Below are 26204 nucleotides of genomic sequence, written 5' to 3' on the forward strand. Positions count from 1 at the left end.
TGCGGTGAAGGTAAACTGATGAGGTCAAGTTACCAGGGCTCGGCCTGGGCGCCGCTCTAGCCAGGATGGGGCTATCATCCGGGCGCGGGGGCATCAAGCAGGTCGAGCAGGGCCCGTTCGTCCGGCCGCGTGGCGATCCGGACACAAGCGAAGCGGCCGGGATCGAGCGCCTCGGCCACGTTTCGCGACAGGCAAAGCGCCTGGATGCCCCGCAGGTCGTGGCCCTGCGTCAGGGCGGCGAACACGCCTGCGGTGCGCGGGGAGAACAGCAGGACGGCGTCCAGCCGCCCGGCCTGGACCGCGGCCGCGGTCGCCGGCTTCAGTTGGGCGGCGGCGCGCGCCCGGTACACCGACAGCCGGCGGTAGGTGAAGACATGCGCCTCCAGGACCGCGCGCAGTTCCGGGCGGATGTCGGTTCCCGCCAGATGAAGGACGGCGCCGTCCGCCGGGCTGAGCCGGTCCCGCACCGTCGCCGCCAGCCCGACAGCATCGCCCGGCCCGGCCACCACCGTGCCGGCCCCGGCCGCTTTCACCCGCTGAGCCGTGGCCTCGCCCACGCAGAAGACCGGAACCAAAGGGCCGAGGCTTGCCAGCGCCGGCACGGCATGGCGGCTGGTCACCAGTACCGCCTGCACGTCGGACAGGTCCGGCCGCGCAAAGGCGAGCGGCTCGATCTCGAGCATCGGATCGACCAGCACCTCGTGGCCCTGGGCGGCGAGGGCGTCGGCGAGCCGGCGGGAATCCTCGCCCGGCCGGGTCAGCAGCACCCGCATCGCGTGGGCTCAGCGCAGGGCGGCGAGGGCATGGCCGACCCGCTCGCCCAGCTCGGCGGGGTCGTCGCCTTCCGCCGCGTGGCGGTGCACCGAGCGGCCGTCGGGCGACGCCACCAGCCCGTCCAGGCGCAGGCGCCCGTCGGGCATGCGCTGGGCCAGCCCGGCGATCGGCGTGCGGCAGGAGCCGTCCAGCACCCGCAGCATCGCCCGCTCGCAGGCGACGCAGGCATGGGTCTGCGGATCGTCGAGCCTGGCCAGGAAGTCCGCCACCCGCTGGTCGCCCAGCCGCGCCTCGATCCCGATGGCGCCCTGGGCGACGGCGGGCAGCATTGCCGACGGATCCAGCGGCACGGCCGGCACGTCCTCCATGCCGAGCCGGTCCAGCCCCGCCTTCGCCAGGAAGGTGGCCGCGACATCGCCCCGTGCAAGCTTGGCCAGACGGGTCTGCACGTTGCCGCGGAACGGCACGACCTCCAGGTCCGGCCGCAGCGCCAGGAGCTGGGCCTGTCGGCGCAGCGACGCGGTTCCCACCACGGCCTGGCGCGGGATCGCCTCCATGTCGGCGAACGGCCCGATCAGCAGGTCGCGGACGTCGGCGCGGGGCAGCATCGCCAGGATGTCCAGCCCGTCCGGCAGGACGGTCGGCATGTCCTTCATGGAGTGGACGGCGAGGTCGATCTCCTTGGCATAGAGCGCCTCCTCGATCTCCTTGGTGAACAGGCCCTTGCCGCCGATCTCGGCGAGCGGCCGGTCCAGCACCCGGTCGCCGGTGGTCTTGATCACCCGGATGGTGATCGCGTCCTCGATCGCCAGGTCCGGCCAGGCCTCGAACAGGGCGGCCCGGACGATCTCGGCCTGGGCCAGGGCCAGGGGCGAACCACGCGTACCTATGATGAGCCGGATCGGGCTGGTCATGATCTCTTCGACAACGTAGGGCCAAGCGCCGATACGCGTGGCTGGAGTGCATCCGCTTGGCAAGGGTCGTTCTCGGAATTGAGACATCGTGCGACGAGACTGGCGTGGCGCTGGTCGACGAGGATCGGCGGGTCCTGGCGGAGACCGTGCGCACCCAGCTGGACGAGCACGCGCTTTATGGCGGGGTGGTGCCCGAGATCGCCGCCCGCGCCCATGTCGAGAGCCTGGATCGGCTGGTCGCCCGGGTCATGGCGGAGGCCGGGCTCGGCTTTGCCGACCTGTCGGCGGTGGCCGCCACGGCCGGGCCCGGCCTGATCGGCGGCCTGCTGGTCGGGCTGACCACCGCCAAGGCGATCTGCCTGGTCCACGGCCTGCCGTTGATCGCCGTCAACCATCTGGAGGCGCATGCGCTGACCGCGCGCCTCACCGACGACGTCGCCTTTCCTTATCTTCTGCTGCTGGTGTCCGGCGGGCACTGCCAGCTGGTCGAGGTGAACGGCGTGGGCAGCTTCCGGCGCCTGGGCTCCACCGTCGACGACGCGCTGGGCGAAGCGTTCGACAAGGTCGCCAAGATGCTGGGGCTGGGCTTCCCGGGCGGCCCCGCGGTCGAGCGCGCCGCGGCATCGGGCGATCCGGCGCGCTTCGACTTCCCGCGGCCGATGCTCGGCCGTCCGGGCTGCTCCTTTTCCTTCAGCGGCCTGAAGACCGCCGTGCGCCAGGCCATCCTCTCGATGACCCCGGAGGAGGCGCGGGCGGCGGTGCCGGACATCTGCGCGAGCTTCCAGGCCGCGGTGGCCGCCAGCGTCGCCGACCGGACCGTGCGCGGCCTGCGCCTGTTCCAGGAACGTCATCCGGGCGTGCCGGCGTCCCTGGTGGTCGCCGGCGGCGTTGCCGCCAACGCGGCGCTGCGCGAGGCCCTGCGCCAGCTCACCGCAAAGCGCGGCGTCCGGCTGGTCGTGCCGCCGCCCAGGCTCTGCACCGACAACGGCACCATGATCGCCTGGGCCGGGATGGAACGCCTGGTCCTGGGCCAGGCCGATCCCCTGGACACCCCGGCCCGCGCCCGCTGGCCGCTCGACCCGGCGGCGGAGCCGGCCCTGGGCGGCGGCGGCAAGGGGCCGAAGGCCTGAGCGGCAGGTCCGGCCCCGGTCAGGCCGCCGCCAACCGCTCCTGCCTGGGGGTCTTGCCGTACATCTGCCGGTAGCAGGTCGAGAAATGCGAGGCCGACACGAACCCGCACGCGCAGGCGACGTTCATGATCGGCAGGTCGGTCTGGTAGAGCAGGTGGCGGGCCCGCTCCAGGCGCAGCTCCAGATAATATTGCGCTGGCGTCCGCCCCAGATGCTTCTTGAACAGCCGCTCCAGCTGCCGGCGCGACATGCCGACATATTTGGCGAGCTGGTCCTGGCCGAGCGGCTCCTCGACATTGGCCTCCATCAGCTCGATCGCCAGGATCAGCTTGGGATGGTGGACGCCCAGCCGCACCCGGATCGGCATGCGCTGGCGGTCCTCGGCGCTGCGCACCCGGTCCAGGATGCACTGCTCGGACACCCTGGCCGCCAACTCGTCGCCATGGGCGCTGCTGATCTTCTGCAGCATCAGGTCCAGCGCGGCGGTGCCGCCGGCGCAGGTGAACCGGTTGCGGTCGATCTCGAACAGGTCGGCGGTGACGTTCACGTCCGGAAAAGCTTCGACGAAGCCCGGGATATTTTCCCAGTGGATCGTGCAGCGGTAGCCGTCCAGCAGGCCGGCCCGCCCCAGGATGTGGGCGCCGGCGCAGATCGAGCCGATCTGGGCGCCGCGCCGGTCGGCCCAGCGCAGCCAGGCCAGCACCTCCTTGTCCAGGTAGCGCTCCGAATGCAGGCCGCCGCACACCACGATCGTCGGCGGGCGGCTGGTCGAGATCTCGAACCTTCCCATCGGCAGGCCGGCGGACACGTCGATGCCGAGCGAGGAGGTCACCGGCTCGCCGTCCTTGCTCAGGATCACCCAGCGGTAGAGCTCCTTGCCGGCCATCCTGTTGGCGATGCGCAGGGGCTCCAGGGCCGCCGAGAAGGCGATCATCGTGAAGCTTGGCACCAGCAGGAAGGCCACGATTTCCGGCTGCGGCTGGTTCTGCTCGGTCATGCTGGCTCTTCGTCCGACAGACGGTCCCTACATGACATGACGCTGGCAGTTTCGTGATTGCGACACAAGTGAATCGCGAGATGGAAACGTCGCGGAAACTTGCCGGAGGCGCCGATGCGACGTCGCGTCGCAGGTGCGGGGACGTCGCTGCGGGACAAGTGGGGGGCAGTTGCGCCGCTAGACGGACCAGGGCGGGCAACGCTACTCCTCACCCCCGATCGGCCAGCTTCTTGGCCGGGCCACCAGCACGACCAGAGCATGACCCGCTTCTCGATCTTCTCGCTCGCGAAGAACGCCATGACCGGCCATTCCAAGTGGCCGGAATACTGGCGCAGCCCCGAGCCGAAGCCGGCCTACGACGTCGTGATCATCGGCGGCGGCGGCCATGGCCTCGCCACCGCCTACTATCTCGCCAAGGTCCACAAGATCACCAACGTCGCGGTGATCGAGCGGGGCTGGCTGGGCGGCGGCAACACCGGCCGCAACACCACGATCTGCCGCTCCAACTATCTCTACGACGAGAGCGCCGCCCTCTACGACCACGCCATGAAGCTGTGGGAAGGGCTGTCCACCGAGCTGAACTACAACGTGATGTTCAGCCAGCGCGGCGTGATGATGCTGGCGCACAACATCCACGACATGCAGGTCACCCGCCGCACGATCCACGCTAACCGGCTGAACGGGGTCGACAACGAGCTGCTGACGCCTGAGCAGGCCAAGGAATTCTGCCCGCCGCTCAACATCTCCAAGGACATCCGCTACCCGGTCATGGGCGCAGCGCTGCAGCGTCGCGGCGGCACCGCCCGGCATGACGCGGTGGCCTGGGGCTATGCCCGCGGCGCCGATTCCATGGGCGTCGACATCATCCAGAACTGCGAGGTGACCGGGATCCGGGTCGAGCAGGGCAGGGCGGTCGGCGTCGAGACCAGCCGCGGCTTCATCAAGGCCGGCAGGATCGGCTGCGTCGCCGCCGGCCACTCCTCGGTGGTGGCGTCCATGGCCGGGATCCAGCTGCCGCTGGAAAGCTTTCCGCTCCAGGCGCTGGTGTCCGAGCCGGTCAAGCCGGCCTTTCCCTGCGTGGTGATGAGCAACACGATCCACGCCTATATCAGCCAGTCGGACAAGGGCGAGCTGGTGATCGGTGCGGGCACCGACCAGTTCATCTCCTATTCCCAGCGCGGCGGGATGCAGATCATCGAGCACACCCTGGAAGCGATCCTGGAGCTGTTCCCGATGTTCTCGCGGATGCGGATGCTGCGCTCCTGGGGCGGCATCGTCGACGTCACCCCCGACCGCTCGCCGATCATCGGCAAGACGCCGGTAGAGAACTTCTTCATCAATTGCGGCTGGGGTACTGGCGGCTTCAAGGCCACGCCCGGCTCGGGCCACGTCTTCGCCCACACGCTGGCGACCGGCGAGCCGCACCCGATCAACGCGCCGTTCGGGCTGGAGCGGTTCGTCAACGGCCGCCTGATCGACGAGGCGGCGGCGGCGGCGGTGGCGCATTGATGGCGCATCGCCTCCGGGCTTCCTCGTTCCGGCCTTCCCGTCCTTTCACAGGCTCCCGCCCATGCTCCTGATTTCCTGTCCCTATTGCGGGCCCCGTGCGGAGACCGAGTTCCGCAACGGCGGCGAAGCCGGCATCGTGCGGCCGACCCGCAGCGCGGAGATGTCCGACGGCGAGTGGGCGAACTACGTGTTTACACGAACGAACCCGAAGGGCCGCTTCCACGAGCGCTGGTGCCATGTCCAGGGCTGCGGCCGCTGGTTCACCGCCGTGCGCGACACGGTGAGCGACGACTTTGAGGGCTTCCACAAGGTGGGCGAGCCGGTGCCGGAGAACGGCCGATGAGCCAGAAGGCCCGCATCGCGCAGGGCGGCCGGATCGATCGCAGCCGGACGATCCGCTTCACCTTCGACGGCAAGAGCTACGCCGGCCATCCGGGCGACACCCTGGCCTCGGCGCTGCTCGCCAACGACGTCCACCTGGTCGGCCGCTCGTTCAAGTACCACCGCCCGCGCGGCTTCCTGTCCGCCGGCGCGGAGGAGCCGAACGCGCTGGTCCAGATCGAGATGGGCAACGGCCGCTCCGACCCGAACTTCAAGGCCACCCAGGTCGAGCTGTTCGACGGCCTGGTCGCCCTGAGCCAGAACCGCAAGGGCTCGCTGCGCTACGACCGCACCGCGGTCAACGACCGGCTCGCCGCGTTCCTGCCGGCCGGCTTCTACTACAAGACCTTCAAGTGGCCCGCCTCGTTCTGGACCAAGGTCTACGAGCCGCGCATCCGCGAGGCCGCCGGCCTGGGCAAGGCGCCGACCGAGCCCGACCCGGACCATTACCTGCACCGCCATGTCTGGACCGACGTGCTGGTGGTGGGCGGCGGCCCCGCCGGGATCGCCGCGGCGCTGGCCGCCGCGCGCACCGGTGCCAGGGTCATCCTGTGCGACGAGCAGCCCGAGCTGGGCGGCTCGCTCCTGTCGGAGAGCGGCCGGGGCGTCACCGTCGACGAGGTCGCGCCGCAGGAATGGCTGGCGCGCGCGCGGGCCGAGCTGTCCCAGCATCCCGAGCTGACCGTGCTCACCCGCACGACCTGCTTTGGCTACTACGACCACAATTATCTGGGCCTCCTGGAGAAGGTCACCGACCATCTGAAGGATGCGCCGGCGGAGCTGCCGCGCCAGCGCCTGTGGCGGGTGCGCGCGAAGCAGGTGGTGATCGCGGCTGGCGCCATCGAGCGGCCCCTGGTGTTCCCGGACAACGACCGGCCCGGCATCATGCTGGCCTCGGCGGCGCGCACCTACCTGAACCGCTACGGCGTCCTGGTCGGCCGCGAGGTGGTGGTCTGCACCAGCGACGACAGCGCCTACGACGCGGCGCTCGACCTGCACGCGGCCGGCGCCAAGGTCACGGTGGTCGACCAGCGCCAGACGCCTATCGGCGAGCGGGTCGTCCAGGCGCAGACCGCGGGGATCACCATCCTGCGCGGTCGGGGCCCCGTCGGCAGCCATGGCCGCTTCCGGGTCTCGCAGGTCCATGTCCAGGCCCTGGACGAGGCGGGCCGGCCGATCCTGGGCCAGGTCCAGCCGCTGAACTGCGATGCGCTTCTGATGTGCGGCGGCTGGAACCCCACCGTGCACCTGTTCAGCCAGAGCCGCGGCAAGGTCCGCTACGACGACGGGCTGGCCTCGTTCGTGCCGGGCCGGGGCCATCAGCCCGAGCGGTCGGCCGGCGCCTGTGGCGGCTCGTTCGGCCTGGGAGCCGCGCTGGCCGAGGGGCTGGTTGCCGGCACCGAGGCGGCCCGGGCGGCCGGCTTCGAGGCCTTCGACACGCCGCCGCCGGCCGTCGCCGAACCGGTTGCCGGCCCGCACCAGCCGGTCTGGCTGCTGCAGGGCGACCGTCCGGGCGCGCGCGCCTGGGTCGACTTTCAGAACGACGTGACCGCCAAGGACCTGAAGCTCGCCAACCGCGAGGGCTTCCGCTCGATCGAGCACGTCAAGCGCTACACCACCAACGGCATGGCCACCGACCAGGGCAAGACCAGCAACGTCACCGGCCTGGCGATCGTCGCCGAGAATCTGGCGGTGCCGATCCCCTCCGTCGGCACCACGACCTTCCGCCCGCCCTACACCCCCACGACGTTCGGGGCTTTCGCCGGCATCAACAAGGGCGACCTGTTCGACCCGATCCGCCGCACGCCCATGCATGGCTGGGCCGAGCGCAAGGGCGCGGTGTTCGAGGACGTGGGCCTGTGGAAGCGGGCCTGGTACTTCCCGAAGAACGGCGAGGACATGCACGCCGCGGTCGACCGCGAGTGCAAGGCGGTGCGGGATGGCGTCGGCATCTTCGACGCGACCACGCTCGGCAAGATCGACATCCAGGGCGCGGACGCCGCGGAGTTCCTCAACCGCATCTACACCAACGCCTGGTCGAAGCTCGGCCTCGGCAAGTGCCGCTACGGGCTGATGCTGCGCGAGGACGGCATGGTGTTCGATGACGGCGTGACCAGCCGGATCGGCGAGCACCACTACCACATGACCACCACCACCGGCGGCGCGCCCACCGTGCTGGCCTGGATGGAGAGCTGGCTGCAGACCGAGTGGCCGGAACTCAAGGTCTACCTGACCTCGGTGACGGAGCAGTGGGCAGTGATCGCGCTGCAGGGGCCGAAGGCGCGCGAGGTCCTGCAGTCGGTGGTCACCCGCGGCGACGTCTCTCGGGACGCCTTCCCGCATCTGTCGGTGATCGAGGCCGAGATCGCCGGGGTGCCCGGCCGGATCTTCCGGATCAGCTTCACCGGCGAACTCGGCTACGAGGTGAACGTGCCGGCCTCCTATGGCGAGATCGTCATGGACGCCCTGTTCCGGGCTGGGCAGCCGCACGGCATCACCCCCTACGGCACCGAGGCCATGCACGTGCTGCGCGCGGAGAAGGGCTACATCATCGTCGGCCAGGAAACCGATGGCACGGTCACCCCGGCCGATCTCGGCATGGGCTGGGCGGTCAGCAAGCAGAAGGACTTCCTGGGCAAGCGCTCGCTGTCGCGCCCCGACATGCTCCGCCCGGACCGCAAGCAGCTGGTGGGCCTCCTGCCGGTGGACCCGAAGATCGTGCTCGACGAGGGCGCCCAGCTCCTGGAAACTGCCAAGGTCGAGATCCCGGCCAAAATGATCGGCCATGTGACGTCCAGCTACCATTCGGCCAATCTCGGCCGGAGCTTCGCCCTGGCCCTCCTGGCCGGAGGCCAGGCGCGCCATGGCCAGCGCCTGTGGGCCAGCCACGGGCAGGGCACCGTCGAGGTCGAGGTGACCGCGCCTTTGTTCATCGATCCGGAAGGGACCCGGCTCAATGGTTGAGCGGATCGCGGGCACCACGCATCTGAACCTCAAGGCCCGCCCTTCCACCAAGGGGGCGCAGCTGCGGATGCTGGAGCGGCCGTTCAAGGCCAAGGTCGGCCTGCGCGGCGGTTCCGACGTGGCGCGCGCCGTGGAACCGGTGCTGGGCTTCGCCCTGCCGCAGGGCGTGGGCCAGACCGGCTCCGGCTCCGGGGCCCATGCCTTCTGGATCGGCCCGGACGACTGGATCATCGTCTACGAGCCCGGCCGCGAGGCCCAGATCGCCCAGGCGCTGCGCGAGGCCTGCCAGGGCCTGCATCACGCGGTGATCGACATCACCGAGCGGATGACCACGATCTGCCTGGAGGGCCAGCCGCTCCGCCAGGTGCTCGCCGCCGGCTGCCCGCTGGACCTGCACCCCAGGGTGTTCAAGCCCGGCATGGTCCTGCAGAGCCATCTCGGCAAGGCCAACGTCATCCTGCACTATGTCGCCGGCAACGCGGACCGTCCGTTCGTGGACCTTTATACGAACCGTTCGTTCGCCGACTATGTGTGGAAGTATCTGGAAACCGCCGCGCGCGAGTTCGGCTACGAGATCGTGGCCTGACCGGTCGGGGTAGAGGGAGCGAAGAACGGATGAAGACCCAGGCGAGGCTCGTCATCGTCGGCGCCGGCATCGTCGGCTCCGCCACCGCCTACCATCTGGCGGAGATGGGCTACACCGATGTCTTGGTCGTCGATCAGGGCGACCTGCCGCATACCGGCGGTTCGACCAGCCATGCGCCGGGCGGGGTGTTCCAGACCAATCCCTCGCGGATGATGTCGACGCTCGCCAAGTACACGGTCAAGCTCCTCAACAGTCTCGAGCTGGACGGGCAGCCCTGCTTCCTGAAGGTCGGCGGCCTGGAAGTCTCCACCAGCGCCGAGCGCGACACCTACATCAAGTGGCGCCACGGCATCGCCCGCTCCTGGGGGATCCCCGCCGAGATCGTCAGCCCGGAAAAGTGCCGCGAGCTGTCGCCGCTCATGGACACGAGCCAGGTCCGCCTGGGCTTTTGGACGCCCACCGACGGCATCGCCAAGCCGGTCCGGGCGACCGAGGCGATGATGCGCTATGCCAAGAGCCGCGGCATCGCGTTCGAGCCGCGGGTCGAGGTGCTGGACGTCCTGACCGAGAACGGCCGCGTGATCGGCCTGGAGACCAGTAAGGGCCGGATCACCTGCGAGCAGGTGCTGGTCTGCGCCGGGATCTGGGGGCCGCGCCTGGGGCGGATGGCCGGCGTGCCGATCCCGCTGATGCCCTGCGAGCACCAGTACGCCTGGACCCACGACCTGCCGGAACTGGCGGACGCGACCGAGGAGGCGACCCACGTCCTGCTGCGCCACCAGGACAAGTCGATGTACTACCGGCAGCACCAGAACCATTACGGCATCGGCAACTACCGTCACACCCCGCGCCTGGTCGAGGCGGACGACATCCGCAAGTTCGGCGAGACCCAGGTCATGCCGTCGATGAACCCGTTCACGCCCGAGGACTTCGCCGAGGCCGAGCAGGCAACCCGCGACCTGCTTCCGGCGGTGATGAAGGCCGGCGTGCGCGATGCCTTCAACGGCATGTTCAGCTTCACCCCCGATGGCGGCCCGGTCCTGGGCGAGAGCCTGGCGGTGAAGGGCTTCTGGGTGGCCGAGGCGGTCTGGATCACCCATGGCGGCGGCGTCGGCAAGGTGATGGCCGAGTGGATCGCCGCCGGCGAGCCGGAATGGGACGTCCACGAGGGCGACATCAACCGGTTCGCCCGCCACCAGCAGACGCCGAAGTTCGTGCGCCGGCGCGGCTGGCAGCAGTACAAGGAAGTCTACGACGTCGTGCACCCGATGCAGCAGATGGAGGAGCCCCGCGGCCTGCGCCGCTCGCCCTTCTTCGGCCAGCAGAAGGACGCGGAGGCCGTGTTCTTCGACGCGGCGGGCTTCGAGCGCCCGCAATGGTACGAGAGCAATGTGAGGCTGCTGGCCGGCCGCAACGCGCCCAGCCGCGACGAGTGGGGCAGCCGCTACTGGTCGCCGATCCAGGGGGCTGAGCACGAGCAGGTGCGCAAGGCCGCTGGCCTGTTCGACCTGACCGCCTTCACCAAGATCAGGGTGACCGGCAGCGGTGCGCGCGCCTTCCTGCAGCGCCTGGCCGCCAACGACGTCGACAAGCCGGTCGGCAAGATCGTCTACACCGCCATGCTGAACGGCCATGGCGGCATCATGTGCGACCTGACCATCGCCCGCATGGCGCCGGAGGAGTTCTTGGTGCTGACCGGCGGCGGGGTCGGCATGCACGACCTGGGCTGGATCCGGGCGAACGCGCCGGTTGATGGCTCGGTGACGATCGAGGATGTCACCTCGCAATACTGCGCGGTGGGGCTTTGGGGGCCCAAGGCGCGCGAGATCCTGCAGTCGCTCACCGACGACGACGTGTCCCATGCCGGCCTGCCCTATTACGGCTGGAAGGACGTGCTGGTCGGCTATGTCCCGGCCATGGCCCTGCGCCTGTCCTATGTCGGCGAGCTCGGCTTCGAGATCTACACCCGCACCGAGTTCGGCGGGCAGCTCTGGGAGCTGCTGATGAAGGCCGGCGAGCCGCATGGCCTGATCCCGGCCGGGGCGGGCGCCATGGACTCCCTGCGCATCGAGAAGGGCTACCGCCTCTGGGGCGCGGATATCGAGCAGGAAACCAACCCGCTGGAGGCGGGGCTTGCCTGGGCGGTCCGCTTCAAGAAGGGCGACTTCATCGGCCGGGCGAAGCTGCTCGACCTGAAAATGCAGCCGATGGCGCGCAAGCTGTGCTGCATGACCATCGACGACCCGGAGGCGACCCTGCTGGGCAAGGAGCCGATCTACGCCGATGGCCAGGTGGTCGGCTACGTCACCTCCGGCAATTACGGCTACTCGGTCGGCAAGTGGATCGCCTACGGGTACTTGCCGAGCGGCAAGACGGAGCCTGGCACGTCACTGCAGATCGACTATCTCGGCCGCCGCTTCGCCGCCGTGGTGGCGAGTGAGCCGCTGTTCGATCCGGAAGGCGCCCGCCTGAAGGCGTGAAGAAGCGGTGATCCCGCTGGCGCGGACTGGCGATGGCCGGCCCGCGCCGGTGCACGGGCGCTCTGGCCAGGCGCTCTTGCTCTTAACTGAGGGTTGACGCCGCCGGCCGCCCCTCTATCGGTGCCGCGCATGATGGAAACGACGGATCGACCGGGCCAGGCGACGGACGACGCGGTGCAGGCGGCGTTTCGTGCCGGCGTGCGGGGTGCCCCGGTCGGCCTGGCGGCGTACGGGCTGGCGGAGGACCATGCGCCCTTTGCGAGCGGGCCGAGCGAGGCCCTGATGGCGGAGACCCGGCGCCTGCCCGGGCTCACTGACGCCGAGGGCGCCTATGGGACCGGCCGGGTGCTGCGTCGTCTGGCGCTGCTGCTCGACCGGGTCGGCGCGCCGCCCTCGATCGCCCGGCAGTTCCGCGACAACCTCGCCGGCGCGGTGGTCACCCACCGCATGCGCCGGCAGCGGCAGGGGTGGAGCGAGGACGACACGGTCCAGATGGTGCTGGAAATGTGGGACCGGGTGTTCGGCGAGGCGGACGCCACCAGGACGCGCTTGGCTGAGATGCTGACCGCCGACGACATGCGCCCGGGCGCGCCCAAGAAGCGGTCGCTGTTCAGCCTGGCCTGGAGGCGCTGAGCGACCGGTATCGGTTCAGAACTGGTTCAGCGCCTGCTTGAGCGGATCGCTGGTCATGTTGACGACCGAGCCCTGCATGATCTCCTGGACCGTGACGTCCCGGCCGTACAGCGCCTTGTTCCAGGACGGCATCGGCGTGATCACCGTCCCGTCGACCGCCAGGCCGCCGAACAGTCCCTTGGTCTTGGCGAACAGGTAGATGTCCTCGCCGAAGTTCGGCGTGGTGCCGGCGCCGACCCCGGCCCCGGCGGTGCCGATCGCCGCGCTGGCATCCGCGCCCATCTTGAACGAGGTGGATGCCAGCAGCTTGTCGAGGGCTTCCTTGTTCATGATCGTGTAGATCGCGCTGGAGGACTGGCCGCCGATCTGCAGTCCGACGCTGCCGCCATAGAGGTCGTAGACCGCCGGCTCCGACCAGGCGCCCGTGGCGACGTCGCGGGTCAGCAGCACGCCGCGCCCGTACGATCCGCCCACGATGAAGCCGAGCTTGAACTGGGACGGCACGATCAGCACGCCATAGGCGTTCTGCACGTAGAGGCTGACCGTGGGCATGATCTGCTCGTCGGCCTGCAGCTCCAGCAGGGTGACCCGTGCCTGCTCCAGCAGCACCTCGGCATCATCTTCGGCGGCATGTGCCGGCGACCATGCGGCCAGCGCAGCCAGGGCCAGGACCGATGCCAAGAACCCTCTGCGACGCATGCCGTGCTCCAACGAAGAAATCGGTTTTGGCTCCGGGGTTTGGGTAGGCCATCGACGAGGGGGTGGCAAGCGGCCAGGAAATCGCGCCGCGCATCGATGCACGGAACGTGTTGCATCGCACAAATTCCGCGTCACACTATGTTCCATTCACGCAGCGGGGAACGGGTGAGCATGCTCGACATCGACGGCGACAGGAAACTCAGTGCGGCTCTGGAACAGGAGCCGGACGCGCTGGACAAGCCTGCCGCCGCGTTGCGCACTGCCCATGACAGCCTGGCCGGCCACCGTACCCGGGTCGACACCGATCCCTTCACCAGCCCGATCCGGCTGATGGCGCTCGACCTCAAGCGGGCCATGGACCGCGGCGAGATCGACATGCCGACCCTGGACGCAATGATCGGCCGGCTGTCGAGCGAGGCGTTCGTCGGCCGCGCCGAGCGCCTGTCCGCCTATCTGGGCGAGGTCGGGCTGGAGGCCAACAGCGCCACGGTCGAGCGGCTGATCCGCGACATGGCGGAAGGTCCCGCTGGCGTGCTGCCCGCCGCCGAATTCGGCACCAAGGTGGGCAGGGTGCTCTATGGCTTCGTGTTCACCGCCCATCCGACCTTCAGCCTGTCCAACAAGCTCCAGCAGGCGATCGTCGGCCTGGCCCTGACCCGGGACGAGGCGGAGCGCCGCGCGATCATGGCCGAGGTCGAGCGGCTGCCGCATGCGCCGGAGCCCCAGCTGGACCTGGCTGAGGAGTTCCGCCAGTCGGTGGCGGCGATCGCCCAGGTCCGCGCCGCCCTGATGCGGGTCTACGCGATCGTCCTGAAGGTGGCGGAGGAGCTCTATCCGGACCAGTGGCGCGGCATCACGCCGAAGCTGGCCTCGGTGGCGAGCTGGGTCGGCTACGACATGGACGGCCGCTCCGACATTCCCTGGACCGCCACGCTCGCCCACCGGCTGATGATCCAGGAAAAGCAGCTCGCCGCCTGGCACGAGGAGATCCGCACGATCGCCCAGTCGGTCGACGGCGACGACACCCTGGCGGCCTCCCTGGAGCTGGTCGAGGCGCGCATCGTGCTGAGCGCCGAGGCATCGCGCTCGCTGATCGACCTCCTGCAGGCGGCCAGGCCCGACCAGGACGAGTGGTGGGAGCGGCTGGCGCGGGTCAGCCGCCGCTCACTGGGCAAGGGGGCTGGGCGGATCACCGGCGGCAAGGAGCTGGCGTCGCTGGTCCAGCGGGTCCTGGACCGGGTCGAGGACGGCGAGCTCGCCCGACGCCTCTGGCTGCTCCATGCCGACATGGCGGCGCACGGGCTGGGCCTCGCCCGCACCCACATGCGGATCAACGCGATCCAGCTCCACAACGCGATCCGCAAGACGATCGGGATGGAGCACGCCCCGGACGATCCATCCTACCGCCAGTCCTATGTCGAGGCGGCCGCCAAGCTGATCGAGGAGGTGAAGCCGGTCTCGGTCCATCTCGGAACGATCAACGGCGAGAAGGCGACGGCCAAGCGCATCTTCATGCTGGTCGAGCAGATGCTGGAGCTGGTCGACCGCGACGAGCCGATCCGCTTCCTGATTGCCGAGTGCGAGACCTCCTTCACCCTCCTGGCCGCGCTCTACTTCGCCAAGCTGTTCGGGGTCGAGGACCGCATCGACATCTCGCCGCTGTTCGAGACCCGCACCGCCCTGGTCCGCGGCGTCGAGATCGTGGCGGGCGCGCTCGAGGTGCCGGTCTACCGCGACTACATCAAGAAGCGTGGCCGCCTGTGCGTGCAGACCGGTTTCTCCGATGCCGGCCGCTTCCTCGGCCAGACCGCCGCCTGCTACCTGATCGAGAAGATCCGCCTGTCGCTGGCGCCGCTTCTGGAAAAGCACGGACTGACCGGCGTCGAGCTGGTGATCTTCGACACCCATGGCGAGAGCATCGGCCGGGGCGCCCATCCGGGCAGCTTCCGCGACCGCTTCGCCTATTACGACACGGCGGAGAGCCGCCGCCGGTTCCGGGATGCCGGCCTCGTGGTCCGCGAGGAGACCAGCTACCAGGGCAGCGACGGCTACCAGTACTTCCTGACCGAGACCACCGCCTTCGCGGTCGTCACCCGGGTCCTGGAGCACTGCCTGGCGCCGATCGACGACACGCCGGACCCGTTCTATGCCGAGCGGGTCTATGTCGGCGAGTTCTTCACCTCGATCGAGCAGTTCAACGAGGAGGTGATCCAGAACCGCGACTATGCGGCGCTGCTGGGTGCCTGGGGCACCAACATGCTCTGGCAGACCGGCTCGCGCCCGGCCAAGCGCCAGTATGACGGCGCCACCGGCCGGATGAGCCTGGACCATCCCTCGCAGCTGCGCGCGATCCCGCACAACGCGATCCTGCAGCAGCTGGGCATGCTGGCGAACACGATCGGCGGGGTCGGCCGGGCGATCGACAAGGATCCGGAGACCTTCCACCGCCTCTATGCCGAGAGCCCGCGCTTCCGCCGGATGCTTGGCATGGTCGAGCACGCCTTCAAATGGACCGACCTGGAGGTCGTGAAGGCCTATATCGACCTGTACGACCCGGGGACATGGCTGGCCCGCGCCCAGTCCCATGACGACGACGCCCGGATCGAGGAACTGCGCGAGGTCGCCGGGGTGTTCGAGCGGATGCGCCTGCACGAGCGGCTGGTGCGCATCCACCGGGTGTTCCTGCGCGACTACATGGACCTGGCCCGGGCCCTGAAGGAGCACCGCCGCCGCACCCGCGACGCCGGGGCCACCCCGATCGTCGTGGACCGCGAGGCGCGCGACAACATCCACCTGCTGCACGCCCTGCGCCTGGCGCTGATGCAGAAGCTGGACGTGCTGGCCATCCACGTCCCGGACTTCTCCGACCGGCACAGCACCAGCCGTTCCGGCATCGTCGCCAGGCTCACCCAGCTCGACGTGGAGCCGGCGATCGACATCCTGCGCGAGGTGTTCCCGATGACCGAGCCGCAGATGCGGGCTCATGACTTCGGCGTCGAAGCGACCTATCGCAGCGAGGAAAGCCAGAGCTATGGCCAGGAACACGCGCTGATCTTCGAGCCGATCCTGCGCCTGTACGGCCAGATCCGCCGGATCGGCAGCGCGGTCGTGCATCATCTGAGCGCGGTCGGCTGACGGCCGCGCATCCTTAGGGCAGGGGGCGATGAACGGCCTGTACCCGGCGACCTCGATGCCCGACCGGGACTGGTGGGCGGCGCTTTGGCCGGATCCAGCCGGCACGCTCCGGTCCCTGGGGGTCCGCCCGGGCATGACGGCGGTCGACCTTTGCTGCGGCGATGGCTACTTCACCGCGGCCCTGGCCGGGCTCCTCGACGGCCGGGTCTACGCTTTGGATCTCGATCCCGCCATGATCGCCAGGGCCAGGGCCGAACTCGCCGCGCAGGACCGCGCGGTGCTGGGCTGGCTCAACGCCGACGCCGGCGAGGTCGCCAGCCTGCTGCCGGACCCGGTGGACTTCGTCCTGCTCGCCAACACCTTCCATGGCGTGCCGGACCAGCCGGCCCTGTTGCGGGCGATCGCGCGCGTGGTGAAGCCCGCCGGCCTGCTCGCCGTCGTGAACTGGCGCCCGCTTCCGCGCGAGGCGACCCCGGTCCTGGGACAGCCGCGCGGGCCCCGGACGGAGATGAGGATGTCGCCGGAAGCGGTCGAGGCCCTGGCGGGGCCAGCCGGGTTCCGGCCGCAGGCCCGAATGGACCTCAGGCCCTACCATTACGGCGTGGTGCTGGAGCGTCAGGCGTGACGCAGCTCTGGAAGGAACGGCTGGCTGGCGCCGGGGCGGCAGGCGGGCCTTGTCAGGAGTTCGGCTGGTCCGGCGGCACCGCCACCACCACGTCGCCGAACAGGCATTGCTTGGCGACCACGCAATAGGCGTATTCCACCCGGAGCGCCTGGGCGCCGCCGGGCTCCACCAGCAGGACCGGGGGCGCCTGAAAATATTCCTGCGCGCTGTCCCGCAGGGTCACCGGCGCGCCGAGCGGCAGGCCAAGCCGGTCGACCGGCACCACGGTGACGCCGGGATCGGCCACCAGCTTGGCGCCCGCCGCCGGCACCAGCCGCACCGAGACCTGTCCGCCGGCGGAGCGTGCCGCGTCGACGGACACGATCTCCCCGGACGGTTTCAGCCCGAGCCCGCGCAGGAGCGCATCGGCGTCCTCGCCGGCCCTTGCTGCCAGGGGCAGGCAGAGGATCGAGGCCAGGGCGAGGACGCGCCGCATCGGGGGATACCCCTTCTCAGAGGATCGACTGGCCGGTCTTTTTCCAGTCCGCGACGAAGGCCGCCAGGCCCTTGTCGGTCAGCGGGTGGTTCAGCAGGCTCTTGATCACGTTGGCCGGCATGGTCGCCACATGGGCGCCGAGCTTGGCCGCCGTGACGATGTGCGCCGGCCCGCGCACCGAGGCAACCAGCACCTCGGTCTGGAAGTACGGATAGTTGTCGTAGATCTGCACGATGTCGGCGATCAGCTGCATCCCGTCGGTGCCGATGTCGTCCAGGCGGCCGACGAACGGCGAGACGAAGGTGGCGCCCGCCTTGGCGGCCAGCAGAGCCTGGGCCGGCGAGAAGCACAGGGTGACGTTGGTCTGAATGCCCTGCTGGGTGAGCTGCTTGCAGACGAACAGGCCATCCTTGGTCAGCGGGAGCTTGACGCAGACGTTGGGCGCGATCTTGGAGAGCTTGAGGCCCTCCTTCAGCATCGTCTCGGCGTCGGTGGCGGTGACTTCCGCGCTGACCGGCCCGTCGACCACCTCGCAGATCTCCGCGATCAGGTCGAGGAACTGCTTGCCGGATTTCGCGACCAGTGATGGATTGGTGGTGACGCCGTCAAGCAGGCCGGTCTCGGCCAGCTCCTTGATTTCGTTGATCTCGGCCGTATCGACGAAGAACTTCATGAATCCCGCTCCGTAAGACGGCATGGCAGCCGTGACCCTATTCTAGTCCGGATCCCCAAGGCTGCGAACCCCGGCAAGCGGGCCCATGGCAAAGGCCGGGCGGGCGCATCCACCCGGCGGCTAGGTCTTGATCCAGGTTAGTGCGTGACCCGGTCCCGGTGCAGATAAAGTCCGTCGCGGAGTTCGCCGAACATCTGCTCCACCTGGGGATGCTCGATCGGCTCGTCCGTTGCATCGGGAAGGAGATTCTGCTCCGACACGTAGGCGATGTAATAGCTGTCCGAGTTCTCGGCGAAGAGGTGGTAGAAGGGCTGGTCCTTGCGCGGGCGAAGTTCTTCGGGGATGGCCTGGTACCATTCCTCGGTATTCGCGAACTCTGGGTCGACGTCGAAGATGACGCCCCGGAAGGGGAAGATCTTGTGCTTCACCACTTGGCCAATGCGGTACTTGGCAAGTCGGTCAGGCATGGGGGTTTCCTTGTGCTCGTCGCAATGCCGCGCGGCAGGAGTGGATCCCAACTCCTCGCAGATGTCAGGTGGCAGGCAATTTAGGGATCGCGAAGACATTCTACCAGAGGTACCTGCTTCACGATCCCCGCTGCTGCAGCTCCGACTCAGTCCGGATCGCGGAGATTGACGATCAGGGACGAGGTGTCGAACCGCTGCCCGCCCTTCATCTGGACCATGCGGTAGAACTGGTCGACCATCGCGGTGACGGGCAGGGGCGCGCCGTTGCGCTTCGCCTCCTCCAGGCAGATGCCGAGGTCCTTGCGCATCCAGTCGACCGCGAAGCCGAAGTCGAACTTGTTCTCGGTCATGGTCTTCCAGCGGTTCTCCATCTGCCAGGACTGCGCGGCGCCCTTGCTGATCGTCGCCAGCACCTTGTCGGTGTCCAGCCCCGCCTTCTGCGCGAAGTTGACCGCTTCGCCCAGGGCCTGGACTAGGCCCGCGATGCAGATCTGGTTCACCATCTTGGTGAGCTGGCCGGCGCCGGCCGGGCCCATATGGGTGACGGTCCGGCCATAGGCCTTCATGCCGGCTTCCGCCTTCGCGAAGACCTCGGCCTCGCCGCCGACCATGATGGTCAGGACGCCGTTCACGGCACCCGCCTGGCCGCCGGACACGGGCGCGTCCAGGAAGTTCTTCTTGGCGTCGCGGCAGGCCGCATCCAGCTCGCGCGCCAGGTCGGCTGAGGCGGTGGTGTGGTCCACCAGGATCGCACCGTCGGCGAGCCCAACCAGGGCGCCATCGTCGCCATACACGACCGAGCGCACGTCGTCGTCATTGCCCAGGCACATGAAGACGACTTCGGCGCCGGCAGCCGCTTCCCGGGCGGTCCCGGCTGCCTTGCCGCCATGCTCCTTGGCCCAGGCCTCCGCCTTGGCGCCGGTGCGGTTCCACACGGTGACGTCATGGCCGTTCTTGGCGAGGTGCCCGGCCATCGGGCCACCCATGACGCCCAGACCGAGAAATGCATAGGTGGCCATGTTCATCTTCTCCCATTCGGACATGCCTCGACCGGACCGATCTTCCGCTCCTCTTCGAAGCACGGCCCGCGTGGCGCGATCCATGCCACGATCCGCGCGCGTGCGCACCCGGTTGCGGCATCGAGGCGGGGTTGCCATCTTCCGGACTTCCGAGCAGCGAAGAGTGACCCATGGCCGACGGCAGCACGCGTAGCATCATCCGGCGCGAGGATTATCGGGAGCCGGACTGGTGGACGCGCCAGATTGAGCTCGACGTCGACCTGAAGCCCCTGGAGACCACGGTCGTCTCGCGCCTGACCCTGGAAAGGAACGTGAAGTCGCCCGCGGGTGCCGACCTCCTGCTCGACGGCGAGGCGATGACCTTCGTGTCGGCCAGCCTGGACGGCGTGCCGCTGGATCCCCAGCAGGTCGAGCGCACCGCCACCGGGATCGCGGTGAAGGGCATGCGCGACGGCGGCGTCCTCGAGATCACCCAGCGCTGCGACCCCAGGAACAACACCGCGCTCTCGGGCCTCTATCTCAGCAACGGCATCTTCTGCACCCAGTGCGAGGCGGAGGGATTCCGGCGGATCGCCTTTTCCCAGGACCGTCCGGACGTCATGAGCACCTATCGGGTGCGGATCACCGGCGACCGCAAGTCCTGTCCGGTGATGCTCTCGAACGGCAATCCGGTGGAGCAGGGCGACCTGCCGGACGGCCGCCACTACGCGGTCTGGGAGGATCCGTTCCCCAAGCCCTCCTATCTGTTCGCCCTGGTCGCCGGGGATCTCGGCCTGCTGCAGGACAGCTTCACCACGCGCTCCGGGCGGGTGGTCGACCTGCGCATCTATTCCGAGCACGCGGTGATCGATCAGTGCCGCCACGCCATGGAATCGCTGAAGAAGTCGATGAAGTGGGACGAGGAGGCGTATGGGCTGGAGTACGATCTCGACCTGTTCATGATCGTCGCCGTCTCGCACTTCAACATGGGGGCGATGGAGAACAAGGGGCTCAACATCTTCAACACCTCGGCGACGCTCGCCCGCGCCGACACCGCCACCGATGCCGACTTCATGCAGGTCGAGCGGATCGTGGCGCATGAATATTTCCACAACTGGACCGGCAACCGGGTGACCTGCCGCGACTGGTTCCAGCTCACGCTGAAGGAAGGCCTGACCGTCTTCCGCGACCAGCAGTTCACCGCCGACATGCATTCCGCGGCGGTGAAGCGGATCGGCGACGTCCAGCTGCTCCGGGAAGGACAGTTTCCCGAGGATGCCGGGCCGATGTCGCATCCGATCCGCCCGGATTCCTACGTGGAGATCAATAATTTCTACACGCGCACGGTCTACGAGAAGGGGGCGGAGGTCATCCGGATGATCCACACCCTGATCGGGCCGAAGGCGTATCGCGCCGGCATCGATCTGTACTTTGAGCGCCATGATGGGCAGGCGGTGACCTGCGAGGACTTCGTGCGTGCCATGGAGGACGCGTCCGGCCGCGACCTCGGCCAGTTCCGCCGCTGGTACAGCCAGGCCGGCACCCCGGAACTGTCGGTGGAGCGCAGTTTCGACCCGCGCAGCGGCAGCTATGCCCTGGAGATCACCCAAGGCACTCCGCCCACCGCCGGGCAGCCCGACAAGCTGCCCCTGCACGTGCCGCTGCGCCTGGGCCTCCTGTCCCGGGACGGTCGCCCGCTGCCCCTGATGCTGGAGGGTGAGAACGAGCCGCAGGGCACCGAGCGGGTCCTGGAGCTGACCGGCGAGCGCCAGCGCTTCGTGTTCAAGGGGCTGAATTCCGAGCCGGTCCCCTCGCTCTTGCGCAACTTCTCAGCGCCGGTCCGCCTGAAGCTGGACTATGCCGACGACGAGCTGGCCCTGCTGCTCGGCCAGGACGAGGACGCCTTCAACCGCTGGGAGGCCGGCCAGCAGCTGGCGATGCGCCTGATCCTGCGCGGGGTCGATGCCGGTGGTCATGCGGAGGCGTCGGACGCGCTGCTCGCCGCCTTCCGCAAGGTCCTGGCCGATGCGCCCGCCGACCCGGCCTTCGCCGCCCGCGCGGTGCAGCTGCCGTCCTTCACCTATGTGGGCCAGCAGCGCCCGGTGATCGACGTCGAGGGCATCACCGGCGCCCTGCGCTCCCTGCAGCGCGGCCTGAGCACCGCCCTTCGGGAGGACTGGGCCGCGACCTACGAGCACTTCCACGACATCGGCCCGTTCGCCGCCGACAACGGGGCCGCCGGCCGCCGCGCCATCAAGAACCAGGCGCTGTTCTGGTCCGTCCAGGCGCCCGACGCCGCGGCGATCGCCCGCGCCCAGCGTCAGTTCGAACGCGCCGACAACATGACCGACAGCTTCGCTGCCCTGCGTGCCCTGGTGGAGAGCCGCGACCCGTCCGCGGCAAGCGCGCTCGGCACGTTCTACGCCCGCTGGCAGAACGAGCCGCTGGTGGTCAACAAGTGGTTCGCCCTGCAGGCGTCCGCCGACGACGAGGGTGTGCTCGCCACCGTGGAGCGCCTCCTGCACCACCCGGCCTTCACGCTCGGCAACCCGAACCGGGTTTATTCGCTGGTCGGCGTGTTCGCCAACAACCCGGCCGGCTTCCACCGGGCCGACGGGGCGGGCTACCGCTTCGTGATGGACCGGATCCTGGAGGTCGATCCCAAGAACCCGCAGGTGGCCTCGCGCCTGATGCGGCCGCTCGGCCGCTTCAAGCCCTATGACGAGCGGCGCCGCGCCCTGATGCGCGCCGAGTTGGAACGGGCCCTGGCGCGGCCGGACCTGTCCCGCGACTGCTACGAGGTCGCCAGCAAGAGCCTGGAGTGATCCGGGCCGGGGCGGGACGGCTCAGTGCAGGTCCCGCTCGTAGATGAATTTCGGCATGTTCCATTTGCGCCAGATCGCCAGGATCCGGAGGGTCATCCCGAAGGTCATGGCGATCGCCATCACCAGGTCGTGGGCCAGCCCGAGATGCAGGCCGCCCAGATAAAGGGCGCCGGTCAGCACCGAGACGCTGGCGTAGAGCTCGGCGCGGAACAGCAGCGGCACGTCGTTGCACAGCACGTCCCGCAGCACCCCGCCGACGCAGCCGGTGATCATCCCGGCCACGATCGCGATCGGGACCGGCACGCCCATGCGCAGCCCGACATCGCAGCCGATAATGGTGAAGGCGACCAGGCCCACCGCGTCCAGCACCAGGAACGCCCAGCGCAGGTGGTGCATCACCCGGGCGATCAGGATGGTCAGCAGGGCGGCACCGGCGGTGAACGCCAGGTATTCCGGATGCTTCACCCAGGCGAGCGGGTAGTTGCCGAGCAGGACGTCGCGGGCGGAGCCGCCGCCCAGTGCCGTGACGCAGCCCAGCAGCGCCACGCCCACCCAGTCCATGCTGCGCCGTCCCGCCGCCAGGGCGGCCGTCATCGCCTCGGCGACGATCCCGACCAGGTAGAGCGTGTGCAGAAGCATCGGGTCCCTCCGGCGTGCTGGCGCCCCTGGCCCTGCTATCGGCCGAGGCCCTGGCTGTACATCCAAAGGGGCGAATTGCACGAACGAACCCGAGCCACGTCCTCCAGGCTGGATCACGAATGGCGCAGCCCCTAGGTTTCGCGCGCACATGAGAGGGAGAGGACGAGGGTGATGGCGGATCGGTACGAGGTCGGGGCGCTGGTGGCGTTTGCTACGCAGCTGTTCGAGAAGGTCGGGTTCTCCCGGGAAAAGGCCGAGGTGACCGCGCGCCTCCTGGTGGACGCCGACCTGATGGGGCACACCACCCATGGGCTGGGGCTGGCCGGTCCTTATCTGGCGGAGGCGCAGAAGGGCTCGATGAACGTCTCAGGCGAGCCCGAGGAGATCGCCCGCAAGGCCTCGGCCCTGACCCTGGACGGCAAGCGCCTGCCCGGCCTCTGGCTGACCGCCAAGGCGGTGGACGAGGCGATCGCCATGGCGAAGAACACCGGCATCGGCGCTGTCTCGATCCGGCGCTCGCACCACATCGCCTGCCTCGCCACCTTCCTGCCCAAGGCCACCGAGCAGGGCCTGTTCATCCACCTGGCCTGCTCCGATCCGAACGTGGCGTCGGTGGCGCCGTATGGCGGAACCCGGGCGGTCTTCACGCCCGATCCCTACGCCATCGGCATCCCCACTTCGGGCGACCCGATCCTGATCGACACCTCGGCCTCGATCACCACCAACGGCATGTCGAACCGCTATCTTGCGGAGGGACGCAGCTTCGATCATCCCTGGCTGCTGACCGCGGAAGGCGAGCCCACCGGCGACCCGAAGGTGTTCAACACCAACCCGCCCGGCACGATCCTGCCCACGGGCGGCCTCGACCATGGCCACAAGGGCTATGGCCTGGCCCTGATGATCGAGGCGCTGACTCAGGGCCTGTCCGCCTTCGGCCGGGCCGATCCGGGCGAGGGCTGGGGAGCGTCCACCTGGGTGCAGGTCGTCGATCCCGAGGCGTTTGCGGGCCTGGGCGGCTTCAAGCGCCAGATCGACCATATCGTCGAGGCCTGCCGCTCCAACCCGCCGCGCCCCGGCGTGGAGAGCGTCCGGCTGCCCGGTCAGGCGGCCATGTCCAAGAAGCGCCAGGCACTGGAGCAGGGCGCCGTCCTGCACCCGTCGATCATGCCGGCCCTGCTGCCCTGGGCGGACCGGCTGGGCGTCGAGGCGCCGGCTCCCCGCCTGGGCTGAGCCGGAGAAGCGGATCAGGCGGCGCGCTTCCACGCCGCCGCCGCGATGCCCGCCCCGATCAGCACCGAGCCGCCGGTCCGGTTCACCCAGCGCTGGACCGCCGGCCGGCGGATCGTGGTCTTCAGCGACGAGGCGAGCAGCGCGTAGCCCCCGGCATTGGCGGCCGCCAGGCCGACAAAGGTCGCGATCAGGATCAGGGCCTGCGGCAGGTAGGCGCCGCGCGGGTCGATGAACTGCGGCACGAAGGCCACGAAGAACACGATGCCCTTCGGGTTCAGGGCCGTCACCAGCCAGGCATGGCCGAACATGACCCGGGCAGCCACCACCTGCTCAGTCAGTTCCGGCGCCCCCACCGGCGCGCGCCACAGCTTCACGCCCAGATAGACCAGATAGGCGGCGCCCACCCATTTCAGCAGGGTGAACAGGGTGGCGGAAGCCGCCAGCACCGCGCCCAGGCCCAGGAGCGACAGGCTCATCGCGGTCAGGTCGCCCAGCGCCACCCCCGCCACCACGGCAGCGGCCGAACGGTGACCCTGGCTTAAGGCATAGGACATCACCAGGGAGATCGTCGGGCCTGGAATGATCAGGAGGGTGGTGGCGGCGGCCGCGAACGCCAGCCAGGTCGAGATCTCCATGGACTACCTCACAAGATCAGCACCGCCCGCACGTCGTTGACGTTGGTGAGCGTGGGCCCGGTCACCACCTGGTCGCCGAGCCTGGCGAAGAAGGGATGGGCGTCATTCTCCTCCAGCATCGCCCGCGGATCCAGGCCAAGCTTTTGGGCGCGCTCCAGGGTATCCGGGGCCACGATCGCGCCCGCGACCTCCTCCGCCCCGTCGATCCCGTCCGTGTCCCCGGCGATCGCATGGATGCCGGGCTCCCCCTGCAGCGCCACCGCCAGCCCCAGCAGGAACTCGACGTTGCGGCCGCCACGGCCGCCGCCGCGCACGGTGACGGTGGTCTCGCCCCCCGACAGCAGCACGCAGGGTGCCGGGGCCGGATGGCCGTGCCGGCGCACGGAACGGGCGATCCCGGCCATCACGGTCGCCACTTGGCGCGATTCGCCCTCCAGGGCGTCGCCCAGCAGGACGGGATGGATGCCGTGCGACCGGACGAATGCGGCGGCGCGTTCCAGCGATCGCTGCGGTGCTGCGATCAGCCGGTTCTCGACCCGATCGAACAGGGGATCGCCGGGCTTGGGCGTCTCGTCCCGGCCGGCTTCCAGATGACGCCGCACCGCGTCGGGCAGTTCCAGCCGGTAGCGCCGGACCAAAGCCAGCGCGTCGGCATAGCTGGTGGGGTCGGGCACGGTCGGCCCGGAAGCGATCACCGCCGGATCGTCGCCGGGCACGTCCGAGATCATCAGCGAGACGACCTTGGCCGGAGCCGCGGCCTGGGCCAGCCGGCCGCCCTTGAACCCGGACAGATGCTTGCGCACGCAGTTCATCTCGTCGATCGAGGCGCCCGAGCGCAGCAGCGCCTTGTTCACCGCGATCTTGTCGGCCAGCGTCAGCCCCGGTGCTGGCAGGGCGCATAAGGCGGAGCCACCGCCCGACACCAGGCAGATCACCAGGTCGTCGGGCCCGAGGCCCGCCACCGCCTGCATCAGCCGCCGCGCACCCGCCTCCGAGCGCTCGTCCGGCACCGGATGGGAGGAGGAGAGGACCTCGATGCGCTCGGTCGGCGCCTCGTGGCCGTCCCTGGTCACCACCACGCCCTCGATCGGGCCCGGCCAGTTGCGCTCGACCGCCTGCGCCATCACCGCGGCCGCCTTGCCCAGGCCCACCACTACGGTGCGGCCCTTGGGCGGCTCCGGCAGGAAGGGCGGCACCGCGAACAGGGGATCGGCTGCGCAGACCGCCTGGTCGAACAGGGCGCGCAGAAAGGCCTTGGGCTCCAGATCGGTCACGACGTCTGCACTCCGGGCTTCACCTGTTGCTCCCCTGGCTGCGCTGGCGCCGAAGATTGGCCCGGGCGGCGCCGGACGGCAACGCCGCTCCTCGCCCCCTGTGACGGTCGCGTGGTTTTGGCTAAGAGAGCAGCGCTGCGGCGATGCTTGTGGGGGAGCCG

The 26204-nt window shown here is 69.4% G+C and carries 22 protein-coding genes; 11 read left to right on the top strand and 11 right to left on the bottom strand.

Annotated features, from left to right (window positions below; translation table 11 throughout):
* Positions 1–74: 74 nt before the first annotated feature.
* Complete coding sequence (locus GEMRO_RS30210) at positions 75–773, bottom strand: uroporphyrinogen-III synthase (protein ID WP_051329171.1); 699 nt, start codon at positions 771–773, stop codon at positions 75–77.
* A 9-nt stretch (positions 774–782) separates the two neighbouring features.
* Entirely contained in the window at positions 783–1688 is a 906-nt protein-coding gene (gene hemC / locus GEMRO_RS0117130; protein ID WP_240476709.1) for a hydroxymethylbilane synthase, read from the bottom strand.
* 56 nt (positions 1689–1744) lie between these two features.
* Here hemC and tsaD point away from each other — a divergent pair, with 56 nt between their 5' ends.
* A complete protein-coding gene (gene tsaD, locus GEMRO_RS0117135) occupies positions 1745–2818 on the top strand; it encodes a tRNA (adenosine(37)-N6)-threonylcarbamoyltransferase complex transferase subunit TsaD (protein ID WP_035485506.1) in 1074 nt (357 codons plus the stop codon).
* A 19-nt stretch (positions 2819–2837) separates the two neighbouring features.
* On the opposite strand, the gene GEMRO_RS0117140 is transcribed toward tsaD, so the two are convergent.
* Positions 2838–3815, bottom strand: a complete 978-nt coding sequence (locus GEMRO_RS0117140; protein WP_035485508.1) for a GlxA family transcriptional regulator — start codon at positions 3813–3815, stop codon at positions 2838–2840.
* Positions 3816–4073: 258 nt separating this feature from the next.
* Between GEMRO_RS0117140 and GEMRO_RS0117145 the strand changes: the two genes are divergently transcribed.
* The 6 genes from GEMRO_RS0117145 (at position 4074) to GEMRO_RS0117170 (ending at position 12368) form a co-directional block, all read left to right on the top strand.
* Entirely contained in the window at positions 4074–5324 is a 1251-nt protein-coding gene (locus tag GEMRO_RS0117145) for a sarcosine oxidase subunit beta family protein (RefSeq protein WP_027134990.1), read from the top strand.
* A gap of 61 nt (positions 5325–5385) precedes the next feature.
* Positions 5386–5667: a sarcosine oxidase subunit delta gene (locus GEMRO_RS0117150; RefSeq protein ID WP_027134991.1), complete on the top strand. Its 282-nt coding sequence runs from the start codon at positions 5386–5388 to the stop codon at positions 5665–5667.
* Positions 5664–8669, top strand: coding sequence for a sarcosine oxidase subunit alpha (locus tag GEMRO_RS0117155; RefSeq protein ID WP_027134992.1), 3006 nt, complete (start codon positions 5664–5666; stop codon positions 8667–8669). Before GEMRO_RS0117150 ends, GEMRO_RS0117155 begins: the two co-directional genes overlap by 4 nt.
* Positions 8662–9255, top strand: coding sequence for a sarcosine oxidase subunit gamma (locus GEMRO_RS30215; RefSeq protein WP_051329172.1), 594 nt, complete (start codon positions 8662–8664; stop codon positions 9253–9255). The genes GEMRO_RS0117155 and GEMRO_RS30215 overlap by 8 nt, the downstream gene beginning before the upstream one ends.
* Positions 9256–9284: 29 nt before the next feature.
* Positions 9285–11735 (top strand): GcvT family protein, encoded by a 2451-nt coding sequence (locus GEMRO_RS0117165; protein WP_027134993.1) that lies wholly within the window; start codon positions 9285–9287, stop codon positions 11733–11735.
* 129 nt (positions 11736–11864) lie between these two features.
* A complete protein-coding gene (locus GEMRO_RS0117170; RefSeq protein WP_027134994.1) occupies positions 11865–12368 on the top strand; it encodes a hypothetical protein in 504 nt (167 codons plus the stop codon).
* A 15-nt stretch (positions 12369–12383) separates the two neighbouring features.
* Here GEMRO_RS0117170 and GEMRO_RS0117175 read toward each other — a convergent pair whose 3' ends face one another.
* Positions 12384–13067, bottom strand: coding sequence for a lipid-binding SYLF domain-containing protein (locus GEMRO_RS0117175; protein WP_027134995.1), 684 nt, complete (start codon positions 13065–13067; stop codon positions 12384–12386).
* Between the two features lie 171 nt (positions 13068–13238).
* Here GEMRO_RS0117175 and GEMRO_RS30220 point away from each other — a divergent pair, with 171 nt between their 5' ends.
* Together GEMRO_RS30220 and GEMRO_RS0117185 are read left to right on the top strand one after the other, a co-directional pair.
* Complete coding sequence (locus tag GEMRO_RS30220; RefSeq protein ID WP_051329174.1) at positions 13239–16202, top strand: phosphoenolpyruvate carboxylase; 2964 nt, start codon at positions 13239–13241, stop codon at positions 16200–16202.
* A gap of 28 nt (positions 16203–16230) precedes the next feature.
* Complete coding sequence (locus GEMRO_RS0117185) at positions 16231–16827, top strand: class I SAM-dependent methyltransferase (RefSeq protein WP_027134996.1); 597 nt, start codon at positions 16231–16233, stop codon at positions 16825–16827.
* A 52-nt stretch (positions 16828–16879) separates the two neighbouring features.
* Here GEMRO_RS0117185 and GEMRO_RS0117190 read toward each other — a convergent pair whose 3' ends face one another.
* From GEMRO_RS0117190 to GEMRO_RS0117205, 4 genes are all read right to left on the bottom strand, one after another.
* A complete protein-coding gene (locus tag GEMRO_RS0117190; RefSeq protein ID WP_027134997.1) occupies positions 16880–17302 on the bottom strand; it encodes a hypothetical protein in 423 nt (140 codons plus the stop codon).
* A 16-nt stretch (positions 17303–17318) separates the two neighbouring features.
* Positions 17319–17975, bottom strand: a complete 657-nt coding sequence (gene fsa / locus GEMRO_RS0117195) for a fructose-6-phosphate aldolase (RefSeq protein WP_027134998.1) — start codon at positions 17973–17975, stop codon at positions 17319–17321.
* Positions 17976–18112: 137 nt separating this feature from the next.
* Complete coding sequence (gene hspQ, locus GEMRO_RS0117200) at positions 18113–18442, bottom strand: heat shock protein HspQ (protein WP_027134999.1); 330 nt, start codon at positions 18440–18442, stop codon at positions 18113–18115.
* A 146-nt stretch (positions 18443–18588) separates the two neighbouring features.
* Positions 18589–19461 (bottom strand): NAD(P)-dependent oxidoreductase, encoded by an 873-nt coding sequence (locus GEMRO_RS0117205; protein ID WP_035487437.1) that lies wholly within the window; start codon positions 19459–19461, stop codon positions 18589–18591.
* Between the two features lie 170 nt (positions 19462–19631).
* On the opposite strand from GEMRO_RS0117205, the gene pepN reads away from it, so the two are divergent.
* Positions 19632–22265 (top strand): aminopeptidase N, encoded by a 2634-nt coding sequence (gene pepN, locus GEMRO_RS0117210; protein WP_027135001.1) that lies wholly within the window; start codon positions 19632–19634, stop codon positions 22263–22265.
* A 21-nt stretch (positions 22266–22286) separates the two neighbouring features.
* Here pepN and GEMRO_RS0117215 read toward each other — a convergent pair whose 3' ends face one another.
* A complete protein-coding gene (locus tag GEMRO_RS0117215; RefSeq protein WP_027135002.1) occupies positions 22287–22904 on the bottom strand; it encodes a trimeric intracellular cation channel family protein in 618 nt (205 codons plus the stop codon).
* 171 nt (positions 22905–23075) lie between these two features.
* On the opposite strand from GEMRO_RS0117215, the gene GEMRO_RS0117220 reads away from it, so the two are divergent.
* Positions 23076–24134, top strand: a complete 1059-nt coding sequence (locus GEMRO_RS0117220) for an Ldh family oxidoreductase (protein ID WP_027135003.1) — start codon at positions 23076–23078, stop codon at positions 24132–24134.
* Positions 24135–24148: 14 nt separating this feature from the next.
* On the opposite strand, the gene GEMRO_RS0117225 is transcribed toward GEMRO_RS0117220, so the two are convergent.
* Positions 24149–24769, bottom strand: coding sequence for a LysE family translocator (locus GEMRO_RS0117225; RefSeq protein WP_027135004.1), 621 nt, complete (start codon positions 24767–24769; stop codon positions 24149–24151).
* 8 nt (positions 24770–24777) lie between these two features.
* Complete coding sequence (locus GEMRO_RS0117230; RefSeq protein ID WP_027135005.1) at positions 24778–26043, bottom strand: glycerate kinase type-2 family protein; 1266 nt, start codon at positions 26041–26043, stop codon at positions 24778–24780.
* Between the last annotated feature and the right edge of the window lie 161 nt (positions 26044–26204).

It is taken from the genome of Geminicoccus roseus DSM 18922 (assembly GCF_000427665.1).
GTDB classification, from domain to species: Bacteria; Pseudomonadota; Alphaproteobacteria; order Geminicoccales; family Geminicoccaceae; genus Geminicoccus; species Geminicoccus roseus.